This is a genomic window from Bacillus sp. UNC69MF (assembly GCF_000746035.1).
Taxonomy (GTDB): Bacteria; Bacillota; Bacilli; order Bacillales; family Bacillaceae; genus Bacillus; species Bacillus velezensis.
In genome coordinates, this window is the sequence record NZ_KN050798.1 from 235567 (window position 1) to 257367 (window position 21801).

Genomic DNA, 21801 nt, shown 5'->3' on the forward strand with positions numbered 1-21801 from the left:
TGGCTTTTCACATGATTTTTTTCTTTATAGCGGACACCATCGGCGCAAAGTCTTTAAATACGGGCTTTAATTGATCCAGAGAGTTCATGATGGACCCCAGCTGATTCATCACGTGGTTGTAATCGATCTCTTCTTCGTTTTCAGCCTGAGGCTGCTCCGGGTTTTCTTCCGGTTCTTTATCCCGGTCTCTGGAATCGCCGAACATCATTTTGGAGAAAATATCCATAGTGAAGCCTCCTTTCGTCTTCCTTTTATTCTATGAGGAGCAGCGTCCGATAGTTTAGACGAATATATTGCCAACAGAAAAAAAATAGGGTAGAATTAGTACCTGATACTAATAATTGATCATAACTAATTAGTTTTAAATTCATTATAAAAAAGGAGTCTTTCCAATGAAAGCTGGAATTCTTGGCGTCGGCCGTTACATCCCGGAAAAAGTGCTGACAAATCATGATCTTGAACAAATGGTAGATACATCGGACGAGTGGATTCGTACGAGAACAGGTATAGAAGAAAGAAGAATCGCCGCGGAAGATATGTATTCATCCGGCATGGCCGCTGAGGCTGCGCAAAAAGCGCTTGATCAGGCCGGCATTTCCGCTGAGGAGCTTGATATGATCCTCGTGGCGACGGTTACTCCTGACCAGTCTTTCCCTACCGTTTCCTGTATGATACAAGAGAAGCTCGGGGCCAAAAAAGCGTGCGCGATGGATATCAGCGCCGCATGTGCGGGTTTTATGTACGGTATCGTAACCGCCAAACAATTCATTGAATCGCAAACATACAAACATGTCCTCGTGGTCGGCGTGGAAAAGCTCTCAAGCATTACCGACTGGGACGACCGCAATACGGCTGTGCTGTTCGGAGACGGAGCCGGAGCGGCGGTCATCGGACCGGTCAGCGACGACAGAGGCATACTGTCATTTGAGCTCGGAGCAGACGGTACAGGCGGTCAGCACTTGTACTTAGATGAAAAAGGGCATACAATCATGCATGGAAGAGAAGTATTCAAATTCGCCGTCCGGCAAATGGGTGAATCGAGTGTAAATGTCATTGAAAAAGCCGGCCTCTCCAAAGAGGACGTAGACTTTTTGATTCCGCATCAGGCAAACATCCGCATCATGGAAGCGGCACGGGAACGTTTGGAGCTTCCGGTTGAAAAGATGTCTAAAACAGTCCATAAATATGGAAACACATCCGCAGCATCCATTCCGATTTCATTAGTAGAGGAACTGGAAGCAGGCAAAATTAAAGACGGCGACGTCATCGTCATGGTCGGTTTCGGCGGAGGATTGACATGGGGCGCCATAGCAATACGCTGGGGACGATAAAAAAAGGTGAGGTGCACACAAGATGAGTAAAAAAAGAGTAGTCGTTACAGGGCTTGGAGCCCTGTCTCCGCTTGGAAACGACGCCGAAACAAGCTGGAAAAATGCAATCGGCGGCGTATCCGGAATCGGACCGATCACACGTGTGGAATCGGACGAGTATCCGGCGAAAGTAGCTGCTGAACTGAAAGATTTCAATATTGAAAATCACATGGATAAAAAAGAAGCGCGAAAAATGGACCGCTTCACGCAATATGCTGTCGTAGCCGCGAAAATGGCTGTTCAAGATGCCGGTCTGAACATCACAGACGAGATCGCGCCGAGAGTCGGCGTTTGGGTAGGGTCCGGAATCGGCGGTCTTGAAACGCTTGAATCCCAATTCGAAATCTTCCTGACAAAAGGGCCGAGACGGGTCAGCCCGTTCTTTGTTCCGATGATGATTCCGGATATGGCGACAGGCCAAATCTCAATCGCTCTCGGAGCAAAAGGAGTCAACTCCTGTACGGTGACGGCATGTGCGACGGGAACAAACTCTATCGGTGACGCGTTTAAAGTCATTCAGCGCGGCGATGCCGATGCGATGATTACGGGCGGAACAGAAGCGCCGCTGACAAGAATGTCATTTGCGGGCTTCAGCGCAAACAAAGCCCTTTCTACAAATCCTGATCCGAAAACGGCAAGCCGCCCGTTTGATAAAAACCGTGACGGCTTTGTCATGGGAGAAGGCGCGGGGATCGTCGTGCTTGAAGAGCTTGAGCATGCCCTTGCCCGCGGTGCGAAAATCTACGGGGAAATTGTCGGCTACGGCTCAACGGGTGACGCCTACCACATTACCGCGCCTGCCCAAGACGGGGAAGGCGGTGCGAGAGCGATGCAGGAAGCAATTAAAGATGCGGGCATCAAGCCTGAAGAAATTGATTACATCAACGCTCACGGCACAAGCACGTACTACAATGATAAATATGAGACAAAAGCCATTAAGACCGTTTTCGGTGATCATGCGTACAAGCTTGCCGTCAGTTCGACAAAATCAATGACGGGTCATTTGTTAGGCGCTGCCGGAGGAATTGAAGCAATCTTCTCCGTCATGGCCATTAAAGACGGCATTATCCCGCCGACGATTAACATCGAAACACCTGATGAAGAGTGTGATTTAGATTATGTACCGGACAAAGCGCGCGAGCAGGATGTCAACATCGTTCTCAGCAACTCGCTCGGCTTCGGCGGACATAATGCCACTTTGATCTTTAAAAAATATCAATAATACAGTTTCTGACCGGCTGCCTGAAAAAGGTGGCCGGTTTTTTTGTGCGTGCATATGATAACAACAAGAGGAGGCGAACCGGTATGAGCGTCAAGCAGACATATCAATGGATGGAAAAGGCGGCATCCGTAAATGATCTGGCCCCGCATCTTTTGCCGCTTTTTTCAGGGGCCGATAAGAAAGAGTGGAAGCCGATACTCGGCATGCTGCAAAACCACGGCATGTTCCGCCATTTGAAGGATGGCGTTAGGACCAGTAAACGGCTGAAAGAAAAAGGATGCTACAGCCATATTCAAAAGGAGGAAGCCTATTTAAAGGAGAAGTGGAACGGGCCGGACGTGCCGATCGTAGTTTTGCCCGTCGATGAACGAAACCGGAAAATCCGTCAGGAATTCGGATCAAAATCCGGTCTGGCCTTTCGGGACAAAATGTTCCTCTTTCTATCGTCGGATAGTTCCAATTCAGCTGTATCCGCTCTTATGACACATGAATATAATCACGTCTGCCGGTTAGAACATGTGACAAAGGACGAAAAAGACGAGACATTTCTTGATACAATCATGATGGAGGGGCTGGCAGAATATGCTGTATATGAGCGGTTCGGCTCAAGTCTTACGGCGGAATGGACGTCCTACTATACGCCTGAGCAGCTTGATTTTCTGTTTGAAAAAAGAGTCAAGCCGAACCTCCGCTTAACGAGAGACAGCAGAATGTTTTCCCAGCTGCTATACGGAAAAGGATACTTCCCCTCAATGCTCGGCTATGCCGTCGGATTCAATATAGTAAAAAAATATTTAACCGACCATCAAAAAACAGTAAAAGAAGCATTGGCCATCCCTTCAAAAACCTTTCTGGAGGCAACGCTTTAATAGATTAAAAGAATGGAAATTATTTAAGGATATTACATTTATCCTAAAAAATTCTTGCTTTTGTAATAATGATGTAATAATATACAACTATAAAATTTTTCGACTATTCTATATTTTGTGATAGCGAAACGTATGTTTCCCTCTGCTTCAGCGGAATGAGAAAGGGGCGTATCATGAGCACACTATTAGAAGTGAATAATTTAAAGACCTATTTTTTCAGAAAGAAACAGCCGATCCCCGCAGTCGACGGGGTTGATTTTCACATTAACAAAGGCGAAACCGTCGCTCTTGTAGGAGAATCCGGCTCGGGCAAAAGCATCACCTCGCTTTCTATTATGGGACTTGTCCAAAGCTCGGGCGGAAAAATTATGGACGGCTCGATTAAGCTTGAAGGCAGGGACCTGGCCTCCTTCACCGAAAACGAATATTGCAAAATCCGCGGAAATGACGTCTCTATGATCTTTCAGGAGCCCATGACTTCCCTGAATCCGGTGCTGACCATCGGCGAACAAATTACCGAAGTGCTTGAATACCATAAAAAAATGAATAAAAGAGAAGCGTCCAAAAAAGCCGTTGAGCTTCTGGAACTCGTCGGATTCTCCAGAGCGGAACAAGTAATGAAAGAATATCCGCACCGTCTTTCCGGAGGGATGAGACAGAGGGTGATGATCGCCATTGCGCTCAGCTGCAATCCGAAGCTTCTGATCGCTGATGAGCCGACGACGGCGCTTGATGTGACGATACAAGCCCAAGTATTGGAGCTGATGAAAGACCTCTGCAAAAAATTCGATACTTCCATTCTGCTGATCACTCACGATTTAGGTGTGGTTTCCGAAGCCGCCGACAGGGTGATCGTGATGTACTGCGGACAAGTCGTAGAGAGCGCGAGTGTGGAGGACTTATTTTTAAACCCTCTTCATCCGTATACCGAAGGGCTGTTAAACTCCATACCGGTGATAGATGGAGAGATTGATACATTAAAAGCGATCAAAGGCAGTGTCCCGACACCGGATAATCTTCCGGAAGGCTGCCGATTCGCCCCGAGGTGTTCAAAAGCGATGGACAAATGTAAAACAGGGCAGCCGGAGCTGATAACGCATGAAAGCGGCCGTTCTGTAAGATGTTTTTTATATGAGGAAGAGGGTGCCCAATCAAAATGACAGCTGCAGGCCAAGAAACGATTTTAGAGCTGAAAGACGTAAAAAAATATTTCCCGATCCGCTCCGGTTTTTTTCAAAGGAAAGTCGGTGATATAAAGGCTGTTGACGGTGTTTCTTTTTCACTGAAGCGCGGGGAGACGCTCGGCATCGTCGGTGAATCAGGATGCGGCAAATCAACGGCGGGAAGGACGATGATCCGTTTATACAAGCCGACAGACGGCCGGATTCTATTTAAGGGTCAGGATATCTCCGGCTTATCTGAAGAAAAGCTGAGAAAAAGCGTCCGCAAAAACATCCAGATGGTCTTCCAAGATCCCTTCGCATCCCTTAACCCGAGGAAAACGCTGCGTTCCATTATTAAAGAACCGTTCCAGACTCACCATATGTACAGCATGAGCGAGCGGAACGAGCGGGTGGAGGAGCTGCTGGCGAAAGTCGGCCTTCATCCGAGCTTTGCAAACCGCTATCCGCACGAATTTTCCGGGGGGCAGCGCCAGCGGATCGGGATTGCGCGAGCTCTGACGTTGAATCCCGAGCTGATTATTGCGGATGAACCCGTTTCCGCACTCGATGTCTCCATTCAGGCCCAGGTCATCAATCTGATGGAAGAACTGCAGGATGAATTCAACCTGACCTATTTGTTTATTTCTCATGATTTGAGTGTTGTCCGCCATATCAGCGACAGAGTCGGCGTCATGTATCTTGGAAAAATGATGGAGCTGACCGATAAACACGAGCTGTACGGCAATCCGCTTCACCCTTATACGCAAGCGCTTTTGTCTTCAGTGCCCGTCACGAGAAAAAAAGACGCCGTCAAGCGGGAACGAATCATCCTGAAAGGAGAACTGCCAAGTCCGGCAAACCCGCCGAAAGGCTGCGTGTTCCACACGCGGTGCCCGATGGCCAAACCGATCTGCAAGGAACAAATCCCGGCATTTGAAGAAGCCGCTCCCGGCCATTACGTCGCCTGCCATTTATATGCCTGAAATGACAAGCATCGAGAGGGGGTATGCCGGATTACATAACCAGTTTGCTGCATATATATCACAAAGGGGGAATTGATATGAAATTACGTAAAAGCGCACTGATGATGCTAAGTGTTTTTATGGCGTTTGCCATCTTCCTGTCAGCCTGCTCCGGCTCAAAATCCACAAGCACCGAATCCAAACCGGCAGGAAAACCGCAAAAAGGCGGAGATTTGGTTGTCGGGTCAACCGGGGAACCCACACTTTTTAATCCACTTTATTCTACTGATGTTGCAAGTTCTGATATTGAAGGAATGCTTTACAGCACATTATTGGAAACTGATGAGAAATTAAACGTCAAGCCGTCGCTGGCTGAAAAAGTAACAGAAGCTGACGGGGGATTAACGTATGATGTAAAACTGAAAAAAGGCGTAAAATTCCATGATGGAAAAGAGCTGACGGCCGATGATGTTGTTTTCACCTACAGCATCCCTCTTAACAAAGATTACAACGGTGAGCGTGGCTCGGGTTTTGAGTCCCTTAAATCCGTAACGAAAAAAGGAAAATATGAAATTCAGTTTAAAATGAAGAAAAAAGATGCCTATTTCTATAATGTCGTTCTCGACAGTTACGGCATTTTGCCTAAACATATATTGGGTAAGGTCCCGGTTGCTGATCTGGGAGAGAATGAATTTAACCGTAAAAATCCAATCGGCTCCGGTCCGTTTAAGTTTGTTGAGTGGAAAAAGGGCGAGTATGTCAAACTGGAAGCAAATGATGATTACTTTGGCGGCAGACCTTACCTTGATTCAGTGACAGTCAAAACAATACCTGATTCTAACGCGGCCGTGGCCCAGTTAAAAGCGGGGGATATTGATTTCTTCGTTGTGCCGGGCACAGATTTTGATACGGTTAAAACGTTTGGAAATGTGAAGGTCAAATCTGACCTTGGTTTAAACTACAGCTATATCGGCTGGAATGAGAAAAAAGAGATCTTTAAAGACAAAAAAGTGCGTCAGGCATTGACTTACGCTCTTGACAGGCAGGCAATGGTGGATCAAGTGCTGAACGGAGACGGTAAGGTAGCGGATGTTCCTGAGAGTCCGCTGTCATGGAATTATCCGAAGTCTAAAGTGCCGACATTTGATTATAATCCGAAAAAAGCAAAGCAGCTGCTAAAAGAAGCCGGATGGGAAGACCATGACGGTGACGGCTACCTTGATAAAGACGGAAAAAAATTCTCATTTGAAATTAAAACGAATCAAGGCAATAAAATTCGTGAAGATTTAGCTGTTGTCGTTCAGCAGCAATTAAAAGAAGTTGGAATCGAGGCTAAACCGCGAATTGTTGAATTCAGTGCGTTAATCGAACAGACAAGTGCCCCTAATTGGGATTATGACGCTCTTCTTCTCGGATGGAGTCTTGCAACGTTCCCGGATCAATTCTCTATCTTCCATTCAAGCCAATCGAAAAACGGGCTGAATAATATCTGGTATAAAAACCCGAAAGTCGATAAGCTGCTTGAAGAAGCGAAGACAATTACAGACAGAAAAGAATACCAAAAGAAGTATGAAGAGATATACAAATTGATTGCTGAAGATCAGCCGTACAGCTTCTTATTCTATTACAATTACCACAGAGCGATGCCGAATAATTTACAAGGCTATGTATTCCACCCTAAAAATGACTTGTACAATATTGAAAAATGGTGGCTGGATCAAAAATAGCAAAAGCCCTGGAGAGGGAAGGAGGTTCCTTTCCTCTCTTATCCTATTTAAAAAGGGGACAAGAACATGGTTACATATATTTTACGGCGAACATTAATGTCCTTGCCGATTCTCTTAGGCATTACAATTTTGTCGTTTGCCATCATGAAAGCAGCGCCGGGAGACCCGATGTCACTTATGATGGACCCTACAATCAGTCAAGCGGACAGGGCAAAATTCATTGAAAAATACGGGTTGAATGATCCGGAACCTGTTCAATATGTGAAATGGCTGGGGAATATGCTGCAAGGGGATTTCGGGACTTCTATCGTCAAGAAAGGCACTCCAGTTTCTGAACTTATCTTATCCCGCTTACCGAATACGATTGTGCTTATGCTTTTCTCAACCCTTGTCGCTCTTCTTATTTCTATTCCATTTGGTGTTCTGTCAGCGAAACGTCCTTATTCAAAATTGGATTACGGGATAACTGTTACTTCATTTTTAGGGCTTGCCATTCCGAATTTTTGGTTCGGTTTGATTTTAATCATGGTTTTATCTGTAAATCTGGGGTGGTTTCCCACTGGCGGAGTAAGCACTTTGAATGCTGACTTTAACATATTTGACCGATTGCATCACTTGATTCTGCCTGCTTTTGTGCTCGCCACGGCAGACATGGCAGGGATAACGAGATACACAAGATCCAGTATGCTTGATGTGTTAAAACAGGATTATATACGAACGGCGCGTGCGAAAGGATTCCGAGATAATAAAGTGATTTTTAAACACGGTTTGAGAAACGGACTTCTTCCTGTCATCACTATTTTTGGTCTGATGATACCGTCATTTATCGGGGGAGCGGTAGTGGTAGAACAGATTTTTACTTGGCCGGGTCTCGGTAAATTGTTTATTGATTCAGCCTTTTCGCGGGATTATCCGGTTATCATGGCCATGACGGTCATTTCAGCTGTTTTGGTTGTGGTGGGGAATTTAATTGCGGACATCTTATATGCGCTGGTTGATCCCCGCATTGAATATTAACAAAGAGAGGTGAGAGGTCAAATGTTACAGCCAAATACCGGCACACCCCCCAGCGAAGTAAAATTAAAGGAAAATATTCAATCCAAACCGGAAACAATGACGAAGATTTTTTTCGAAAAGTTCTTTCAAAATAAACTAGCTGTAATCGGAGCCGTTATATTAACCATCATCATCTTGTCAGCCTTATTCGCTTCGGTAATCGCTCCTTACTCTCCGGAGAGTCAATCTCTTATCAATCGTTTGAAGCCGCCGAGCTTAAAACATCTAATGGGAACTGATAAATTCGGAAGAGACATCTTTACGAGGGTTCTGTACGGGGCGCGCGTCTCCTTGCTTGTCGGATTCGCTTCTGTGATCGGCGCGATTACAATCGGGACAGTTGTCGGAGCCGTTGCCGGATATTTTAAAGGGATTGTCGATGCCGTTCTCATGAGAACCGTTGATATCGTATTATCCATACCTGATATATTTTTGCTTATTACACTTGTTACGATTTTCCAGCCCGGAATGGATAAATTAATTTTAATTTTCTCCCTTACAGGCTGGACAACAACGGCACGTCTTGTCCGAGGGGAGTTTTTATCGCTTCGTTCCAGAGAGTTTGTATTAGCTGCAAAGACGATCGGTACAAAAAATCATCACATCATCTTTTCTCATATATTGCCGAATGCGCTCGGACCGATTATTGTCTCAGCCACATTAAAGGTGGGAACGGTTATTTTGGCGGAATCTACATTAAGTTATCTCGGTTTCGGGATTCAGCCGCCGATCGCAAGCTGGGGCAATATGCTTCAGGATGCACAGAACTTTACGCTTATGATTCAGGCTTGGTGGTACCCGTTATTCCCAGGGTTGTTGATTCTTCTTACCGTATTGTGCTTTAACTTTGTCGGAGACGGGCTGCGTGATGCGCTTGATCCGAAAAATGTGAAATGATCTCCCGGACGGAACGGGAGATTTTTTTGTTGCGATGCAGTCGGAAATCCAGCTCCGTAATGCGGAAATCTCATATTGAAATGGAATAATTTATCTATCCCTTGCCTATACTGTGGACAACAGTTTTTATAAAGTGAGGGGTCGAATATGTTATTTCTTCATGATGTATGGGTCAATTGGTTTGAAGGGGAAGAAAACGGCTACAATGTATGCCATTTTCACGAATGGCGGAAGGAAGACACGGTTGAGCTTTTGGATCAGACGCCGCTGCTCAGAGTGCCGTCGGTATTATTTCATTACATAGAAAACGACTTATCAGAGCTTCCGAAAGAGCTGCTTGACCAAGTCCACCAAAAGTCATACGTTCGAAAAAATCATGAGCGGACAAAGCTGGAGTATTGTTTTGTCGTGACAGACGGGATCGGCATCATTGCCGTGGATACGATCGGGTATACGATTCCGGTCAGAAAGAGCCGCCTGATTCCGAGACAGGAGCAGCTTGTTTATGAAATGGTAAAGGATGTAGAACCGGAATCGTTTCAATTTGAGCCGTCGCAATTGGAGTCTTCAAAGGAATATCACATTTTGTCATTGGCGCCGGAGCACGTCAGAGGGCTGACGAGAAAAGAGCGGCAGATCAAGCAGCTGATGTTTATGGCGCTCGACCAGCTGAAAGGGCTGAAAAACCGTGCGGAAATTGTGTATTGGTACACGGAATGGAATCCGCATATGTATGAGCAGATCAAACGGATGAGCTTTGAAGAGATTTGGGACATGCTTTACAATGAAACAATTGAAGGCTGGTCAGATAAACATCTTGCGTTCTGTGAAAATTTGATTAAAGGGCAGCCGTTTTTCGAAAAGCTTTGGGAAATGGAGCAGGAATCAAAAGTGAACTAAAAAAGAGGCGGAGATTCTCCCGCCTCTTTTCTTTATCTTCTTTTCCGTCCGAGACCCATGGCGTTTTCCATTTTCTTCACCATTTTGCCGGCCGTTTTGTTTGCGCGCGCCGCTCCTTCGTCGAGAATGCGGTCAAGTTCGTCGCTCTCAATTAATTCACGGTAGCGCTCTTGGATCGGTGTCAATGCGCCGATAACGACTTCGGCTAAATCGCTTTTGAATTCACCGTACCCTTTGCCTTCATATTTAGCTTCTAATTCTTCAATTGATGTGTTTCCTAAAATAGAATAGATCGTCAAAAGATTAGAAACGCCCGGTTTGTTTTCTTTATCATACTTTACAATGCCTTCAGAATCAGTCACGGCGCTCTTGATTTTCTTCTCGAGCTGCTTCGGTTCATCAAGCAGCGTGATGAATGCCTTTTGGTTCGGATCTGATTTGCTCATTTTTTTGAGCGGATCAGCCAGTGACATGATGCGCGCGCCTGATTCAGGAATTTTCACCTCAGGAATCGTGAAGATGTCATTGTATTTTTTATTAAAGCGTTCCGCCAGGTTGCGGGTCAGTTCAAGATGCTGTTTTTGGTCTTCCCCGACCGGAACAAGGTCCGTTCCGTACAGTAAAATATCGCCGGCCATCAGCGGCGGATAGGTTAACAGTCCGGACACGACGGCTTCTTTGCCCTTTGACTTATCCTTAAATTGCGTCATCCGCTCAAGCTCGCCGATATATGCGACGCATTGGAGCATCCACCCCGCCTGGGCATGAGCGGGAACCTCCGACTGGATAAAGAGGGTCGCTTTCTCGGGATCAAGTCCGACGGCCAGGTAAAGAGCCGCGAGATTGCGGATGTTCTTCCGCAGCTCAAGCCGATCCTGCGGAACCGTAATCGCATGCTGATCGACAATGCAGAAGTAGCCGTTGTAGTCATGCTGCAAATCGACAAATTGCTTCATTGCGCCGATGTAGTTGCCGAGGGTAACGGAACCGCTCGGCTGAATGCCTGAAAAAATCGTTTTCTTCATATTTCTTACCTCATTTCTTAAAACATAATAAAAAAAGCTCATTCTTCCCGTAGAAAAAAGGGACGAATGAACCGTGGTGCCACCCTGATTATTCCATTACAATGGAATCGCTCGAGACGTTGGTAACGGAGGCTGCTCCGGCTGGGCCTACTAACGTTCGGTCAGCTGCTCAGAAGTCCATTCCACATCGCCCGTTACCTGCTCCCAGCACCGCAGACTCTCTTCAAACGGATGAAAATGTGTACTACTCTTCATCATCGCAATCACAACAAATGTATTTGATTGATCTATTATAAATCAATTATAGCCAAATGTCATCAGAGGAATACAAGCTTATTTCCAGTTTGCTTAAGGGCTGGAAATCCTCAAAAAGAACTGAAAATGCTTAAATGATAACGTATATCAACATTTCGTATAACGAATATTATATGTAAAAAGCAATATGAACTGGAAATTGCAATAAAAAAATTTAGTTAGGTCATGCTTTAAACTATAGAAGTGTATCACCTTTTTGACAGAAAAACTGACCAAATTTAAATATTTTAAATTGAGAAAATAGTATTGCAATAAATTATTCATTTCATTATAATGAACTTGTTCACTCTATTGTTACAGCTTCTTTACATAAAATAATCAGAAAAGACGGAACACAATTAAAGTTTAGAAAAATATTAAGTTATTTTGTCTGATATTTCTGAGTATTTAGTAGTAAAGGCTGAAAAATTTGATTAGGGGGTTAGTGCATGAAAAAGCGTTGGTCTATTGTAGGTTTGATGCTTATCTTCTCGCTTGTATTAAGTGCGTGCGGCGGATTCAGCGGCGGATCAGGCGGCGGTAAAAAAGACACCAAAGGACAGACTTCACTTAATATCAATATTAAAACCGAGCCGTTCTCACTGCATCCGGGTTTAGCGAATGATTCCGTTTCAGGTGGCGTAATCCGCCAGACTTTTGAAGGATTGACACGCGTAAACTCCAAAGGTGAGCCTGAAGAAGGAATGGCATCTAAAATTGAAACAAGCAAAGACGGAAAGACCTATACATTTACGATTCGTGACGGTGCGAAATGGTCTAACGGCGACCCTGTGACGGCGCAGGATTTTGAATATGCGTGGAAATGGGCGCTTGACCCGAACAACGAATCACAATACGCTTATCAGCTCTACTACATCAAAGGCGCTGAAGCTGCCAATACAGGAAAAGGCAAGATTGATGATGTAGGCGTAAAAGCCGTAAATGACAAAACATTAAAGGTTGAACTGAATAACCCGACACCTTATTTCACGCAATTAACTTCATTCTATACGTATATGCCGATCAACAAGAAAATCGCGGAAAAACATAAAAACTGGAACACAAACGCGGGCGAAAATTATGTGTCAAACGGCCCGTTCAAAATGACGGCCTGGAAACACAGCGGTTCCATCACGCTCGAAAAGAACGATCAATATTGGGATAAAGACGCTGTGAAATTGAAGAAAATCAACATGGTGATGATTAACAATAACAACACCGAACTGAAAAAATTCCAGGCCGGTGAGCTTGACTGGGCAGGAATGCCGCTCGGCCAGCTTCCGACTGAATCTCTGCCGACCTTGAAAAAAGACGGATCTCTTCACGTTGAACCGATCGCAGGCGTGTATTGGTACAAATTCAACACAGAAGCGAAACCGCTGAACAATGTTAACATCCGTAAAGCCCTTGCTTATGCGATCGACCGCTCGTCCATCGTAAAAAATGTAACGCAGGGCGAACAGATCCCGGCCATGGCTGCGGTGCCGCCGTCAATGAAGGGATTCAAGGATAACACAAAAGGTTATTTCAAAGACAATGACGTCAAATCAGCTAAAGAATTCTTAAATAAAGGACTGAAGGAATTAGGCGTCAAGAATGCCTCTGACCTTCCGGCGATCAAACTGTCCTACAATACGGATGACGCGCATGCGAAAATCGCGCAGGCCGTACAGGAAATGTGGAAAAAGAACTTGGGCGTCAAAGTTGAGCTTGATAACTCCGAATGGAATGTTTACATCGACAAGCTGCACAGCCAGAACTACCAAATCGGGCGTATGGGCTGGCTCGGCGATTTCAACGATCCGATCAACTTCCTAGAATTGTTCCGTGATAAAGAAGGCGGAAACAATGATACCGGATGGGAAGATCCTGAGTTTAAAAAGCTGCTGAACCAATCTCAGCTTGAAACGGATCCGGATAAACGTATCGAAGAGCTGAAAAAAGCAGAAAAGATCTTTATTGACGCAATGCCGGTCGCGCCAGTTTATTTCTATACGGATCCTTGGGTGCAGGATAAAAACCTCAAAAATGTGATCTTGACAGGAACAGGCGAAGTTTACTTCAGAAATGCTTCTTTTGAATAAAAGACGGTTCTGAAAACAAAAGACCCAAGGTATATGGGGAGGATGTCCCCATATACCTTTCTTACTGATTAAGTATAAAATTGTAAAAAACATGGAGGTGTTCACCTTGCTGAAATATATCGGTAAACGATTCATTTACATGATCATCACGCTGTTTGTGATTGTGACCGCCACATTCTTCTTAATGCAGGCAGCGCCGGGCGGACCATTTTCCGGCGAAAGAAAGCTGCCGCCTGAAATTGAGGCAAACTTAAACGAACACTATGGCCTGGACAAGCCTCTTTTCGTTCAATATGTCAGCTACTTAAAATCTGTAGCGATGTGGGACTTCGGACCTTCTTTTAAATATAAAGGCCAAAGTGTTAATGATTTAATCAATTCAGGCTTCCCCGTCTCATTCACTCTCGGTGCAGAAGCTATTCTCCTCGCTTTAGCGTTCGGTGTGCTTTTCGGGGTGCTTGCTGCCCTGTACCATAATAAATGGCAGGATTATACCATTGCGATTTTAACGATCTTTGGGATCTCAGTTCCGAGCTTTATATTGGCGACGATTTTGCAATATATTTTCTCAATTAAATTAGAACTGTTCCCGGTCGCAGGGTGGGAATCCTGGGCATACACCTTTCTGCCCTCTATTGCGCTCGCTTCCATGCCGATGGCGTTCATTGCCAGACTCTCCCGTTCAAGCATGATTGAAGTGTTAAACAGCGATTACATACGGACTGCAACAGCTAAAGGACTTTCCCGTCCGTCAGTCACCGTGCGCCATGCGCTTCGAAACGCGCTTTTGCCGGTCGTGACATATATGGGGCCGATGGCGGCATCCATTTTAACGGGAAGTTTCATCATTGAATCCATTTTCGGAATTCCCGGTTTAGGCGCGCATTTTGTAAACAGCATTACAAACCGTGATTATACGGTCATTATGGGAGTTACCGTGTTCTTCAGCGTGCTTCTGCTTTTATGCGTATTAATTGTAGACGTGCTGTACGGATTAATCGATCCGAGAATCAAGCTTTCCAAAGCAAAGAAAGGAGCCTAGACCATGCAGAACATTCCTAAAAATATGTTTGAACCAGCTTCAGCTAATGCCGGCGATGCCGAAAAAATAAATAAAAAAAGCCTTTCCCTCTGGAAAGACGCCATGCTCCGCTTCCGCAGCAATAAGCTTGCGATGGTCGGGTTCGTACTGATCGTTCTTATTATTCTGATGGCGATTTTTGCGCCTGTCTTTTCAAGGTATGATTATGCCACTACCAATCTATTAAATGCGGATAAAGCGCCGTCGAAAGATCATTGGTTCGGCACGGATGACCTTGGAAGGGATATATTCGTCCGGACATGGGTGGGCGCGCGGATTTCTATCTTTATCGGTGTTGCAGCTGCCGTGCTTGATTTATTAATCGGCGTAATCTGGGGCAGCATTTCCGGATTCCGCGGCGGACGCACAGATGAAGTGATGATGCGCATCGCCGACATTCTGTGGGCTGTTCCTTCATTATTAATGGTTATTTTGCTGATGGTTGTCCTGCCGAAAGGATTGCTGACCATTATCGTCGCCATGACGATCACGGGCTGGATCAATATGGCGAGGATCGTCCGCGGACAGGTGCTGCAATTAAAGAATCAGGAGTATGTGCTTGCTTCACAGACACTCGGCGCCAAAACCGGCCGGCTTTTGTTTAAGCATATCGTCCCGAACGCGATGGGCTCTATCCTCGTAACGATGACACTGACGGTTCCGACGGCGATTTTTACAGAAGCGTTTTTAAGTTATTTGGGCCTCGGCGTACCTGCGCCGCTTGCGAGCTGGGGAACGATGGCCTCAGACGGATTGCCTGCATTAACCTATTACCCTTGGCGTCTGTTCTTCCCTGCCGGCTTTATCTGCCTGGCGATGTTCGGCTTTAACGTTGTCGGCGACGGGTTAAGAGACGCGCTGGATCCTAAGTTACGCAAATAAGGAGTGATATGAGTGACACGTTTGCTAGAAGTAAAAGACTTAGCCATTTCATTTAAAACATACGGCGGAGAGGTACAGGCAATCCGCGGCGTGAATTTCCATTTGAATAAAGGAGAGACGCTTGCGATCGTGGGGGAGTCAGGTTCCGGAAAAAGTGTGACCTCCCAAGCGATTATGAAGCTGATCCCGATGCCGCCGGGCTACTTTAAAAGAGGACAGATTCTTTTTGACGGACGCGATATCGTGCCGATGTCTGAAAAAGAAATGCAGGCCATCAGGGGAAAGGACATCGGAATGATTTTCCAAGATCCGATGACCTCTCTGAACCCGACGATGAGAGTCGGCAAACAAATTACGGAAGTGCTTTTCAAACATGAAAAAATCTCAAGTGAAGCCGCGAAAAAGCGCGCCATAGAGCTGCTTGATCTCGTCGGAATTCCGATGCCCGAAAAAAGGATCGGCCAATTCCCCCATGAATTTTCAGGCGGGATGAGACAGCGTGTCGTCATCGCGATGGCGCTTGCGGCAAATCCGAAACTGTTAATTGCCGATGAACCGACAACAGCTCTTGATGTGACGATTCAGGCACAGATCCTTGAGCTGATGAAAGATCTGCAAAAGAAAATTGATACGTCTATCATTTTTATCACGCATGATCTCGGCGTTGTCGCCAATGTCGCCGACCGGGTCGCTGTCATGTACGCGGGTCAGGTCGTCGAATCCGGCACGGTGGATGAAATCTTTTATGATCCGCGCCATCCGTATACGTGGGGACTGCTTGCCTCAATGCCTAGCCTGGACAGCACCGATCAGGAAAAACTGACGGCCATCCCGGGCACACCGCCTGATCTGACGAATCCTCCGAAAGGGGATGCATTTGCGCTCCGCAGCTCATATGCGATGAAAATTGACTTTGAACAGGAGCCGCCGATGTATAAAGTGTCTGATACGCATTTTGTGAAATCGTGGCTTCTGCATCCTGATGCGCCTAAGGTCGAGCCGCCTGAAGCGGTGAAGGCTAAAATCCGTCAGCTTCCGAATACGTATCAGCATCCTGTTTTAATGAAGGAAGGTGAAAAAAATGACTGAGAAACTTCTCGAAATCAAACACTTAAAACAGCATTTTTTCACGCAGAAAGGAACGGTAAAAGCCGTAGATGATTTGTCATTTGATATTTATAAAGGCGAAACGCTCGGCCTTGTCGGAGAATCAGGCTGCGGTAAATCAACGACGGGCCGCAGCATTATCCGGCTGTATGAGGCAACCGGCGGGGAAGTTCTCTTTAACGGGGAAAATGTCCACGGGAAAAAATCCCGCAAGAAGCTGCTGGAGTTTAACCGGAAAATGCAGATGATTTTCCAGGATCCGTACGCATCTTTAAATCCGAGAATGACAGTCGCCGACATTATTGCCGAGGGAATAGATATTCACCGCCTGGCAAAAACGAAAAAAGAGCGGATGCAGCGGGTTCACGAACTGCTGGAAACGGTCGGTTTAAATAAAGAGCACGCCAACCGCTACCCGCATGAATTTTCGGGCGGACAGCGCCAGCGTATCGGAATCGCCAGAGCGCTGGCGGTTGATCCGGAGTTTATCATCGCGGACGAACCGATTTCGGCGCTTGATGTCTCCATTCAGGCGCAAGTCGTCAATTTAATGAAAGAATTGCAGAAAGAAAAAGGGCTCACTTACCTGTTTATCGCCCATGATTTATCAATGGTCAAATACATCAGCGACCGCATCGGCGTCATGTATTTCGGAAAATTGGTGGAGCTTGCGCCGGCGGATGAGCTTTACGAAAACCCGCTTCACCCATACACGAAATCATTGCTGTCCGCTATCCCGCTCCCTGATCCGGACTATGAAAGAAATCGCACGCGAAAGAAATACGATCCGTCCATTCATCAGCTGCAAGACGGAGAAAAGATGGAATTCAGAGAAGTGAAACCGGGACATTTTGTCATGTGCACTGAAGCTGAATTTAAAACCTATCTATAAACGTATCATCCTCCAAGACTCAGTCTTGGAGGATTTTTTTGCGCACATTCAAGTTTATTAAGCCTGCTCCCGTTTTTCTATAATGGAAAAAAAGGGGGAGATCAGTATGAAAACCATTTTGTGCGCCATTTGTGCGGGACTGTTTATCAGTGCAGCCGCTTACCCGGCCCACGCCGCTGCGAAAGAGGAGCAGCCGCTTGTAAAAATAGCGCTGGCCGAAAAAGAACTGCCGAAATCAAATGCACGGTTCGCTTATCCGTCAGGGCTGCATTTTTCACATCCTGATAAGGTGCGGGGCATTTACGTCACAGGGCATTCAGCGGGAGGAAGCAAATTCGGAGAGCTGACAGACTTTGTGGACAAAACGGAGCTCAATACAATGGTGATTGATGTCAAGGACGACAACGGAAACCTCACCTTTAAGCCGGACGGCCATTCTGAGTATGCCAAAATCGCCAAGCCGTACATCAAAGACCCAAAAAAGATGATGAAAAAGCTGGAGGAAAAAAAGATCTATCCGATCGCGCGTATTGTCGTATTTAAAGACAGCGAACTCGCGAACAAAAAGCCGGAGTGGTCCTTTAAAGAAAAAAACGGAAGTGTCTGGAAAAACGGCCGCGGCGAATCGTTCGTCAATCCGTTTATGAAAGAAGTATGGGATTACAATGTAAAGATTGCAAAACAAGCCGTAAAGATGGGTTTTCAAGAAATTCAATTTGATTATGTCCGTTTTCCTGAAGGATTTGAAAAACGTGATGACGAACTGACATACGGTCACGGCGATTACGGAAAAACAGCAGATAGCAATGTGCAAAAACGCGTTCACGCCGTCACCGATTTTGTCGGTTATGCGAAGAAAAAACTCAAGCCGTACGGCGCGGATGTGTCGGTTGATATTTTCGGCTATTCAGCCACGCTGCCGGAAGCGCCTGGTATCGGCCAGAATTTCAGCAAAATTTCAGAACAGGTCGATGTCATTTCATCCATGATTTATCCGAGCCATTGGACAAGCTATTTCGGCATTGATAAACCGGATCTTGAGCCTTACAAAGTCGTCAAAGAATACGCGAAGGTGGAACATAAAAAACTGTCTAAGCTGAAACACCCGCCTGTATCGCGTCCGTGGCTTCAGGACTTCACGGCATCATATCTCGGCAGCGGAAATTATCAAAAGTACGGAAAACGCCAGGTGGAAGACCAGGTTAAAGCGCTGCATGATGAAGGAATTGACGAATTTTTATTGTGGGACGCGGCAAACCGCTATACCAAAAACGTCGATTACACACCATTTTAAAAAAATTGAAACCATGTTAAAGGATCACACGTCTTAATAGATGTAAGATTGTTTAAACAATCGGAAATGGGGTATATCTAAAAGTGTGAAGACAACGAACCCATAAGGAGCAAATGAATGAACTGGTACGAAAAGCTGAGTGAATATTTTCCGATTGAAGAAATGAAATCAAAAGCGCATATGGAAGCTCTGTTAAAGGAGCAAAGCGATGTTTATCATAAAGAAGAGGGGCAGTACCACGTGCTGATGTATGCGGAATTTGACTCTTTCATCTTTATTGATTACCTGTTTGTGTCAAAGAAATCCAGAGGACAAGGCCTCGGAAGCAAGCTGATCGGCAGGCTGAAAAAGAAAAACAAGCCGATTCTGCTTGAGGTGGAGCCTGTTGACGAGGATGACACGGATACACAGAAACGCTTGCGTTTTTATCAAAGAGAGCATTTCAAGCACGCGCAGTCAATCGGGTATCGGCGCCGGTCATTGGCTACGAATGAAGTGAACAAAATGGAGATTCTGTACTGGTCACCTAAGACGGAATCAGAAGAAGAAATGTTTGAAGCAATGAAACAGACATATGAAAACATTCACACTTATAAAGATGAAAAATGGTACGGAGAATCATACGAAAAAACGGATGAAGTTCTCAAAGTCATTGATGAGAAAAAACGAAAAAACATTTTCGATCAGCTGAGCTAATTGAGAATGGGGAAACATCCGCCAGCCGTAAATTTGCCGGATTGACACATTTTTTTCTCAGGAGACTGTTCACACTTACTTTTTTATAGTATAATACCTATAAAGATTCCTTTTTTAAAGTCATTTCAATTTGAGAATACAAACATGTTCATCCTACTAATTAGAGGAGTGAAGATTAATGGTTACATTATACACATCACCTAGCTGTACGTCATGCAGAAAAGCAAGAGCTTGGCTTGAAGAGCACGAGATTCCGTTTGTAGAGAGAAACATTTTCTCCGAGCCGTTATCAATTGATGAGATCAAGCAGATTCTGCGTATGACTGAAGACGGTACGGATGAAATTATCTCTACCCGTTCTAAAGTATTCCAGAAACTGAACGTAAATGTTGAATCTATGCCGCTTCAAGACTTATATACTTTGATCAATGAGCATCCGGGACTGCTCCGCCGTCCGATTATCATTGATGAAAAACGTCTGCAAGTCGGCTATAACGAAGATGAAATCAGACGATTCCTGCCAAGAAAAGTGCGTTCTTTCCAATTAAGAGAAGCACAGCGTCTTGCCAACTGATATAAGCTTACGATAAGCATGGAAAAAGCCCAAAACCATCGCGGTTTGGGCTTTTTGTTATTTTTCAGTCTGTTGGTAAATCATACTGGCGAGGATAACAAATACGACGGTCAAAATCGGCAGCGTCATTTGTATAATGCCGTGTTCTGCCATGAAAAATGACAGCTTGCTGTCTCCGGCAATCATTTCACCGCCGGTAAATGCGAGAAGACCGCTTCCGGCGTACATCAATAAAGGCATTTTGTCCATGGCGGCATGAACGAGCTTGCTGCCCCAAATGATAATCGGCACCGAGATGAAGAGACCGATCACTACAAGTGTCAGCTCACCGTGAGAAGCGCCGGCTACTGCGATGACATTGTCAAGCGACATAAAGATATCAGCCATAACGATTGTGCGGATGGCTTTCCAAAGAGAAGAACTGCTTTTCACATGCTGCGCATCTTTCTTCTCAATCAGAAGCTGATAGCCGAGATACAATAAAAATACCCCGCCTGCGCATTGCAAAAAAGGAACATTCAATAAATAGACCGCAGCGCTCGTCAGAACGATTCTCAAGACGACTGCGATAAACGTTCCGAAGATGATCGCTTGCTGTCTTTGTTTATGGGCCAGATTCCGGCTGGCCATCGCGATGACGACGGCATTGTCACCGCCGAGAATAAGGTCAATTCCGATAATGAGCAGAAGGGACAGCAGGTAATCGTGCGGCATGGTAACACCTCGCTTATAGATCGATTGCTTGTACAGCTAATATATGAAGAAGTGCGCTATTTATGATGGGAACCGGGAGAAAGCCTGTTTTTCGGTGTGAAAATGCTTTTTTATTTCTTTTATAACTGTTTTATCATAAAATAGAAATATAAAGAATTTGCGCTGTCTTCTATAAGGTTAAGATGTGGACGGAATGGGTAAAGTGTAGTAAAGTACTATTCATCGGGAGCTTAGATGTCCCTTCAACATCTTATAAAGAAGGGAAGGTTGGCAAAATGGAAATAGAAAGAATTAATGAGCATACTGTAAAATTTTATATGTCTTATGGTGATATTGAAGATCGCGGTTTTGACAGAGAAGAAATCTGGTACAATCGCGAGCGCAGTGAAGAACTGTTCTGGGAAGTCATGGATGAAGTGCATGATGAAGAGGAATTCGCTGTCGAGGGTCCTCTTTGGATTCAGGTTCAGGCATTGGACAAAGGACTGGAAATAATCGTAACAAAAGCCCAGCTTTCCAAGGACGGACAAAAACTCGAACTGCCGATCCCGGAAGATAAAAAACAAGAGCCGGCAGATGAAAATCTCGATGCTTTACTTGATGATTTCCAGAAAGAAGAGCAGGCCGAGAGCCGGGAAGATAAGGAGCAAAAGCTTCAGTTCACTTTGCGGTTCGATGATTTTGAGGATCTCATCTCGCTATCAAAATTGAATCTTAACGGAATCAAAACGACCCTGTATTCGTTTGAAGACCGATATTATTTATATGCAGATTTTTATGAGCAAACTGATGAAGAGGTTGAAAATCAGCTAAGCATCCTGTTGGAGTACGCGCACGAATCATCAGTCAGCATTCACCGTCTTGAAGAATACGGCAAATTGGTGATCGCTGATCATGCGTTATATACAATAAAAAAACACTTTGCATCATAACAAACCGATTTCTCTCAGCAGAAATCGGTTTTTTTTGTTCTGAATGACAGGATGAACGGC

The 21801-nt window shown here is 45.3% G+C and carries 21 protein-coding genes and 1 other annotated feature; of the genes, 18 read left to right on the top strand and 3 right to left on the bottom strand.

Going from position 1 to position 21801, the window contains the following annotated elements:
* Window positions 1-7: 7 nt before the first annotated feature.
* Entirely contained in the window at window positions 8-226 is a 219-nt protein-coding gene (locus BR62_RS0113395; protein ID WP_007409123.1) for a hypothetical protein, read from the bottom strand.
* Between the two features lie 166 nt (window positions 227-392).
* Here BR62_RS0113395 and BR62_RS0113400 point away from each other — a divergent pair, with 166 nt between their 5' ends.
* The 9 genes from BR62_RS0113400 to BR62_RS0113440 all read left to right on the top strand — a co-directional run bounded on the left by BR62_RS0113400 (window position 393) and on the right by BR62_RS0113440 (window position 10166).
* Window positions 393-1331 carry a beta-ketoacyl-ACP synthase III gene (locus BR62_RS0113400; protein ID WP_007409122.1) on the top strand — a complete coding sequence of 313 codons (939 nt, stop codon included), beginning with the start codon at window positions 393-395 and terminating at the stop codon, window positions 1329-1331.
* Window positions 1332-1353: 22 nt separating this feature from the next.
* Window positions 1354-2592, top strand: coding sequence for a beta-ketoacyl-ACP synthase II (gene fabF, locus BR62_RS0113405; protein ID WP_003155056.1), 1239 nt, complete (start codon window positions 1354-1356; stop codon window positions 2590-2592).
* A gap of 83 nt (window positions 2593-2675) precedes the next feature.
* On the top strand, window positions 2676-3461 hold the full coding sequence (locus BR62_RS0113410) for a DUF2268 domain-containing putative Zn-dependent protease (RefSeq protein WP_012117278.1): 786 nt from the start codon (window positions 2676-2678) through the stop codon (window positions 3459-3461).
* Window positions 3462-3634: 173 nt separating this feature from the next.
* Window positions 3635-4621 (top strand): ABC transporter ATP-binding protein, encoded by a 987-nt coding sequence (locus tag BR62_RS0113415; protein ID WP_012117279.1) that lies wholly within the window; start codon window positions 3635-3637, stop codon window positions 4619-4621.
* Window positions 4618-5607: an ABC transporter ATP-binding protein gene (locus BR62_RS0113420; RefSeq protein ID WP_003155053.1), complete on the top strand. Its 990-nt coding sequence runs from the start codon at window positions 4618-4620 to the stop codon at window positions 5605-5607. Before BR62_RS0113415 ends, BR62_RS0113420 begins: the two co-directional genes overlap by 4 nt.
* 77 nt (window positions 5608-5684) lie before the next feature.
* A complete protein-coding gene (locus BR62_RS0113425; RefSeq protein WP_012117280.1) occupies window positions 5685-7313 on the top strand; it encodes a peptide-binding protein in 1629 nt (542 codons plus the stop codon).
* A gap of 66 nt (window positions 7314-7379) precedes the next feature.
* Window positions 7380-8330: an ABC transporter permease gene (locus BR62_RS0113430; RefSeq protein WP_003155051.1), complete on the top strand. Its 951-nt coding sequence runs from the start codon at window positions 7380-7382 to the stop codon at window positions 8328-8330.
* Window positions 8331-8351: 21 nt separating this feature from the next.
* A complete protein-coding gene (gene opp4C / locus BR62_RS0113435; RefSeq protein ID WP_007409117.1) occupies window positions 8352-9266 on the top strand; it encodes an oligopeptide ABC transporter permease in 915 nt (304 codons plus the stop codon).
* Between the two features lie 147 nt (window positions 9267-9413).
* The gene (locus tag BR62_RS0113440; RefSeq protein WP_014304784.1) at window positions 9414-10166 is read left to right on the top strand and encodes a YjbA family protein; all 753 of its coding nucleotides are present in this window, start codon (window positions 9414-9416) and stop codon (window positions 10164-10166) included.
* A gap of 32 nt (window positions 10167-10198) precedes the next feature.
* Here the strand turns inward: BR62_RS0113440 and trpS are convergent, their stop codons facing one another.
* Window positions 10199-11191: a tryptophan--tRNA ligase gene (gene trpS, locus BR62_RS0113445; RefSeq protein ID WP_014304785.1), complete on the bottom strand. Its 993-nt coding sequence runs from the start codon at window positions 11189-11191 to the stop codon at window positions 10199-10201.
* A 55-nt stretch (window positions 11192-11246) separates the two neighbouring features.
* Window positions 11247-11458, bottom strand: a binding site (T-box leader).
* Between the two features lie 476 nt (window positions 11459-11934).
* On the opposite strand from trpS, the gene BR62_RS0113450 reads away from it, so the two are divergent.
* The 8 genes from BR62_RS0113450 to spx all read left to right on the top strand — a co-directional run bounded on the left by BR62_RS0113450 (window position 11935) and on the right by spx (window position 20095).
* Entirely contained in the window at window positions 11935-13569 is a 1635-nt protein-coding gene (locus BR62_RS0113450; protein WP_012117282.1) for a peptide ABC transporter substrate-binding protein, read from the top strand.
* 106 nt (window positions 13570-13675) lie between these two features.
* Window positions 13676-14611: an ABC transporter permease gene (locus BR62_RS0113455; RefSeq protein ID WP_015239567.1), complete on the top strand. Its 936-nt coding sequence runs from the start codon at window positions 13676-13678 to the stop codon at window positions 14609-14611.
* A 3-nt stretch (window positions 14612-14614) separates the two neighbouring features.
* On the top strand, window positions 14615-15532 hold the full coding sequence (gene oppC / locus BR62_RS0113460) for an oligopeptide ABC transporter permease OppC (RefSeq protein WP_007409113.1): 918 nt from the start codon (window positions 14615-14617) through the stop codon (window positions 15530-15532).
* Window positions 15533-15544: 12 nt separating this feature from the next.
* The gene (locus tag BR62_RS0113465) at window positions 15545-16621 is read left to right on the top strand and encodes an ABC transporter ATP-binding protein (RefSeq protein ID WP_003155039.1); all 1077 of its coding nucleotides are present in this window, start codon (window positions 15545-15547) and stop codon (window positions 16619-16621) included.
* A complete protein-coding gene (oppF, locus tag BR62_RS0113470) occupies window positions 16614-17531 on the top strand; it encodes an oligopeptide ABC transporter ATP-binding protein OppF (protein ID WP_015239568.1) in 918 nt (305 codons plus the stop codon). Before BR62_RS0113465 ends, oppF begins: the two co-directional genes overlap by 8 nt.
* Before the next feature lie 106 nt (window positions 17532-17637).
* Window positions 17638-18825 (top strand): putative glycoside hydrolase, encoded by a 1188-nt coding sequence (locus BR62_RS0113475; RefSeq protein ID WP_015239569.1) that lies wholly within the window; start codon window positions 17638-17640, stop codon window positions 18823-18825.
* A gap of 117 nt (window positions 18826-18942) precedes the next feature.
* Window positions 18943-19521 (top strand): GNAT family N-acetyltransferase, encoded by a 579-nt coding sequence (locus tag BR62_RS0113480; protein WP_007409110.1) that lies wholly within the window; start codon window positions 18943-18945, stop codon window positions 19519-19521.
* A gap of 178 nt (window positions 19522-19699) precedes the next feature.
* On the top strand, window positions 19700-20095 hold the full coding sequence (gene spx / locus BR62_RS0113485; protein WP_003155034.1) for a transcriptional regulator Spx: 396 nt from the start codon (window positions 19700-19702) through the stop codon (window positions 20093-20095).
* 57 nt (window positions 20096-20152) lie between these two features.
* Here the strand turns inward: spx and BR62_RS0113490 are convergent, their stop codons facing one another.
* A complete protein-coding gene (locus tag BR62_RS0113490; RefSeq protein ID WP_007409109.1) occupies window positions 20153-20809 on the bottom strand; it encodes a TerC family protein in 657 nt (218 codons plus the stop codon).
* 275 nt (window positions 20810-21084) lie between these two features.
* Here BR62_RS0113490 and mecA point away from each other — a divergent pair, with 275 nt between their 5' ends.
* A complete protein-coding gene (gene mecA / locus BR62_RS0113495; protein ID WP_003155032.1) occupies window positions 21085-21741 on the top strand; it encodes an adaptor protein MecA in 657 nt (218 codons plus the stop codon).
* Window positions 21742-21801: the final 60 nt, after the last annotated feature.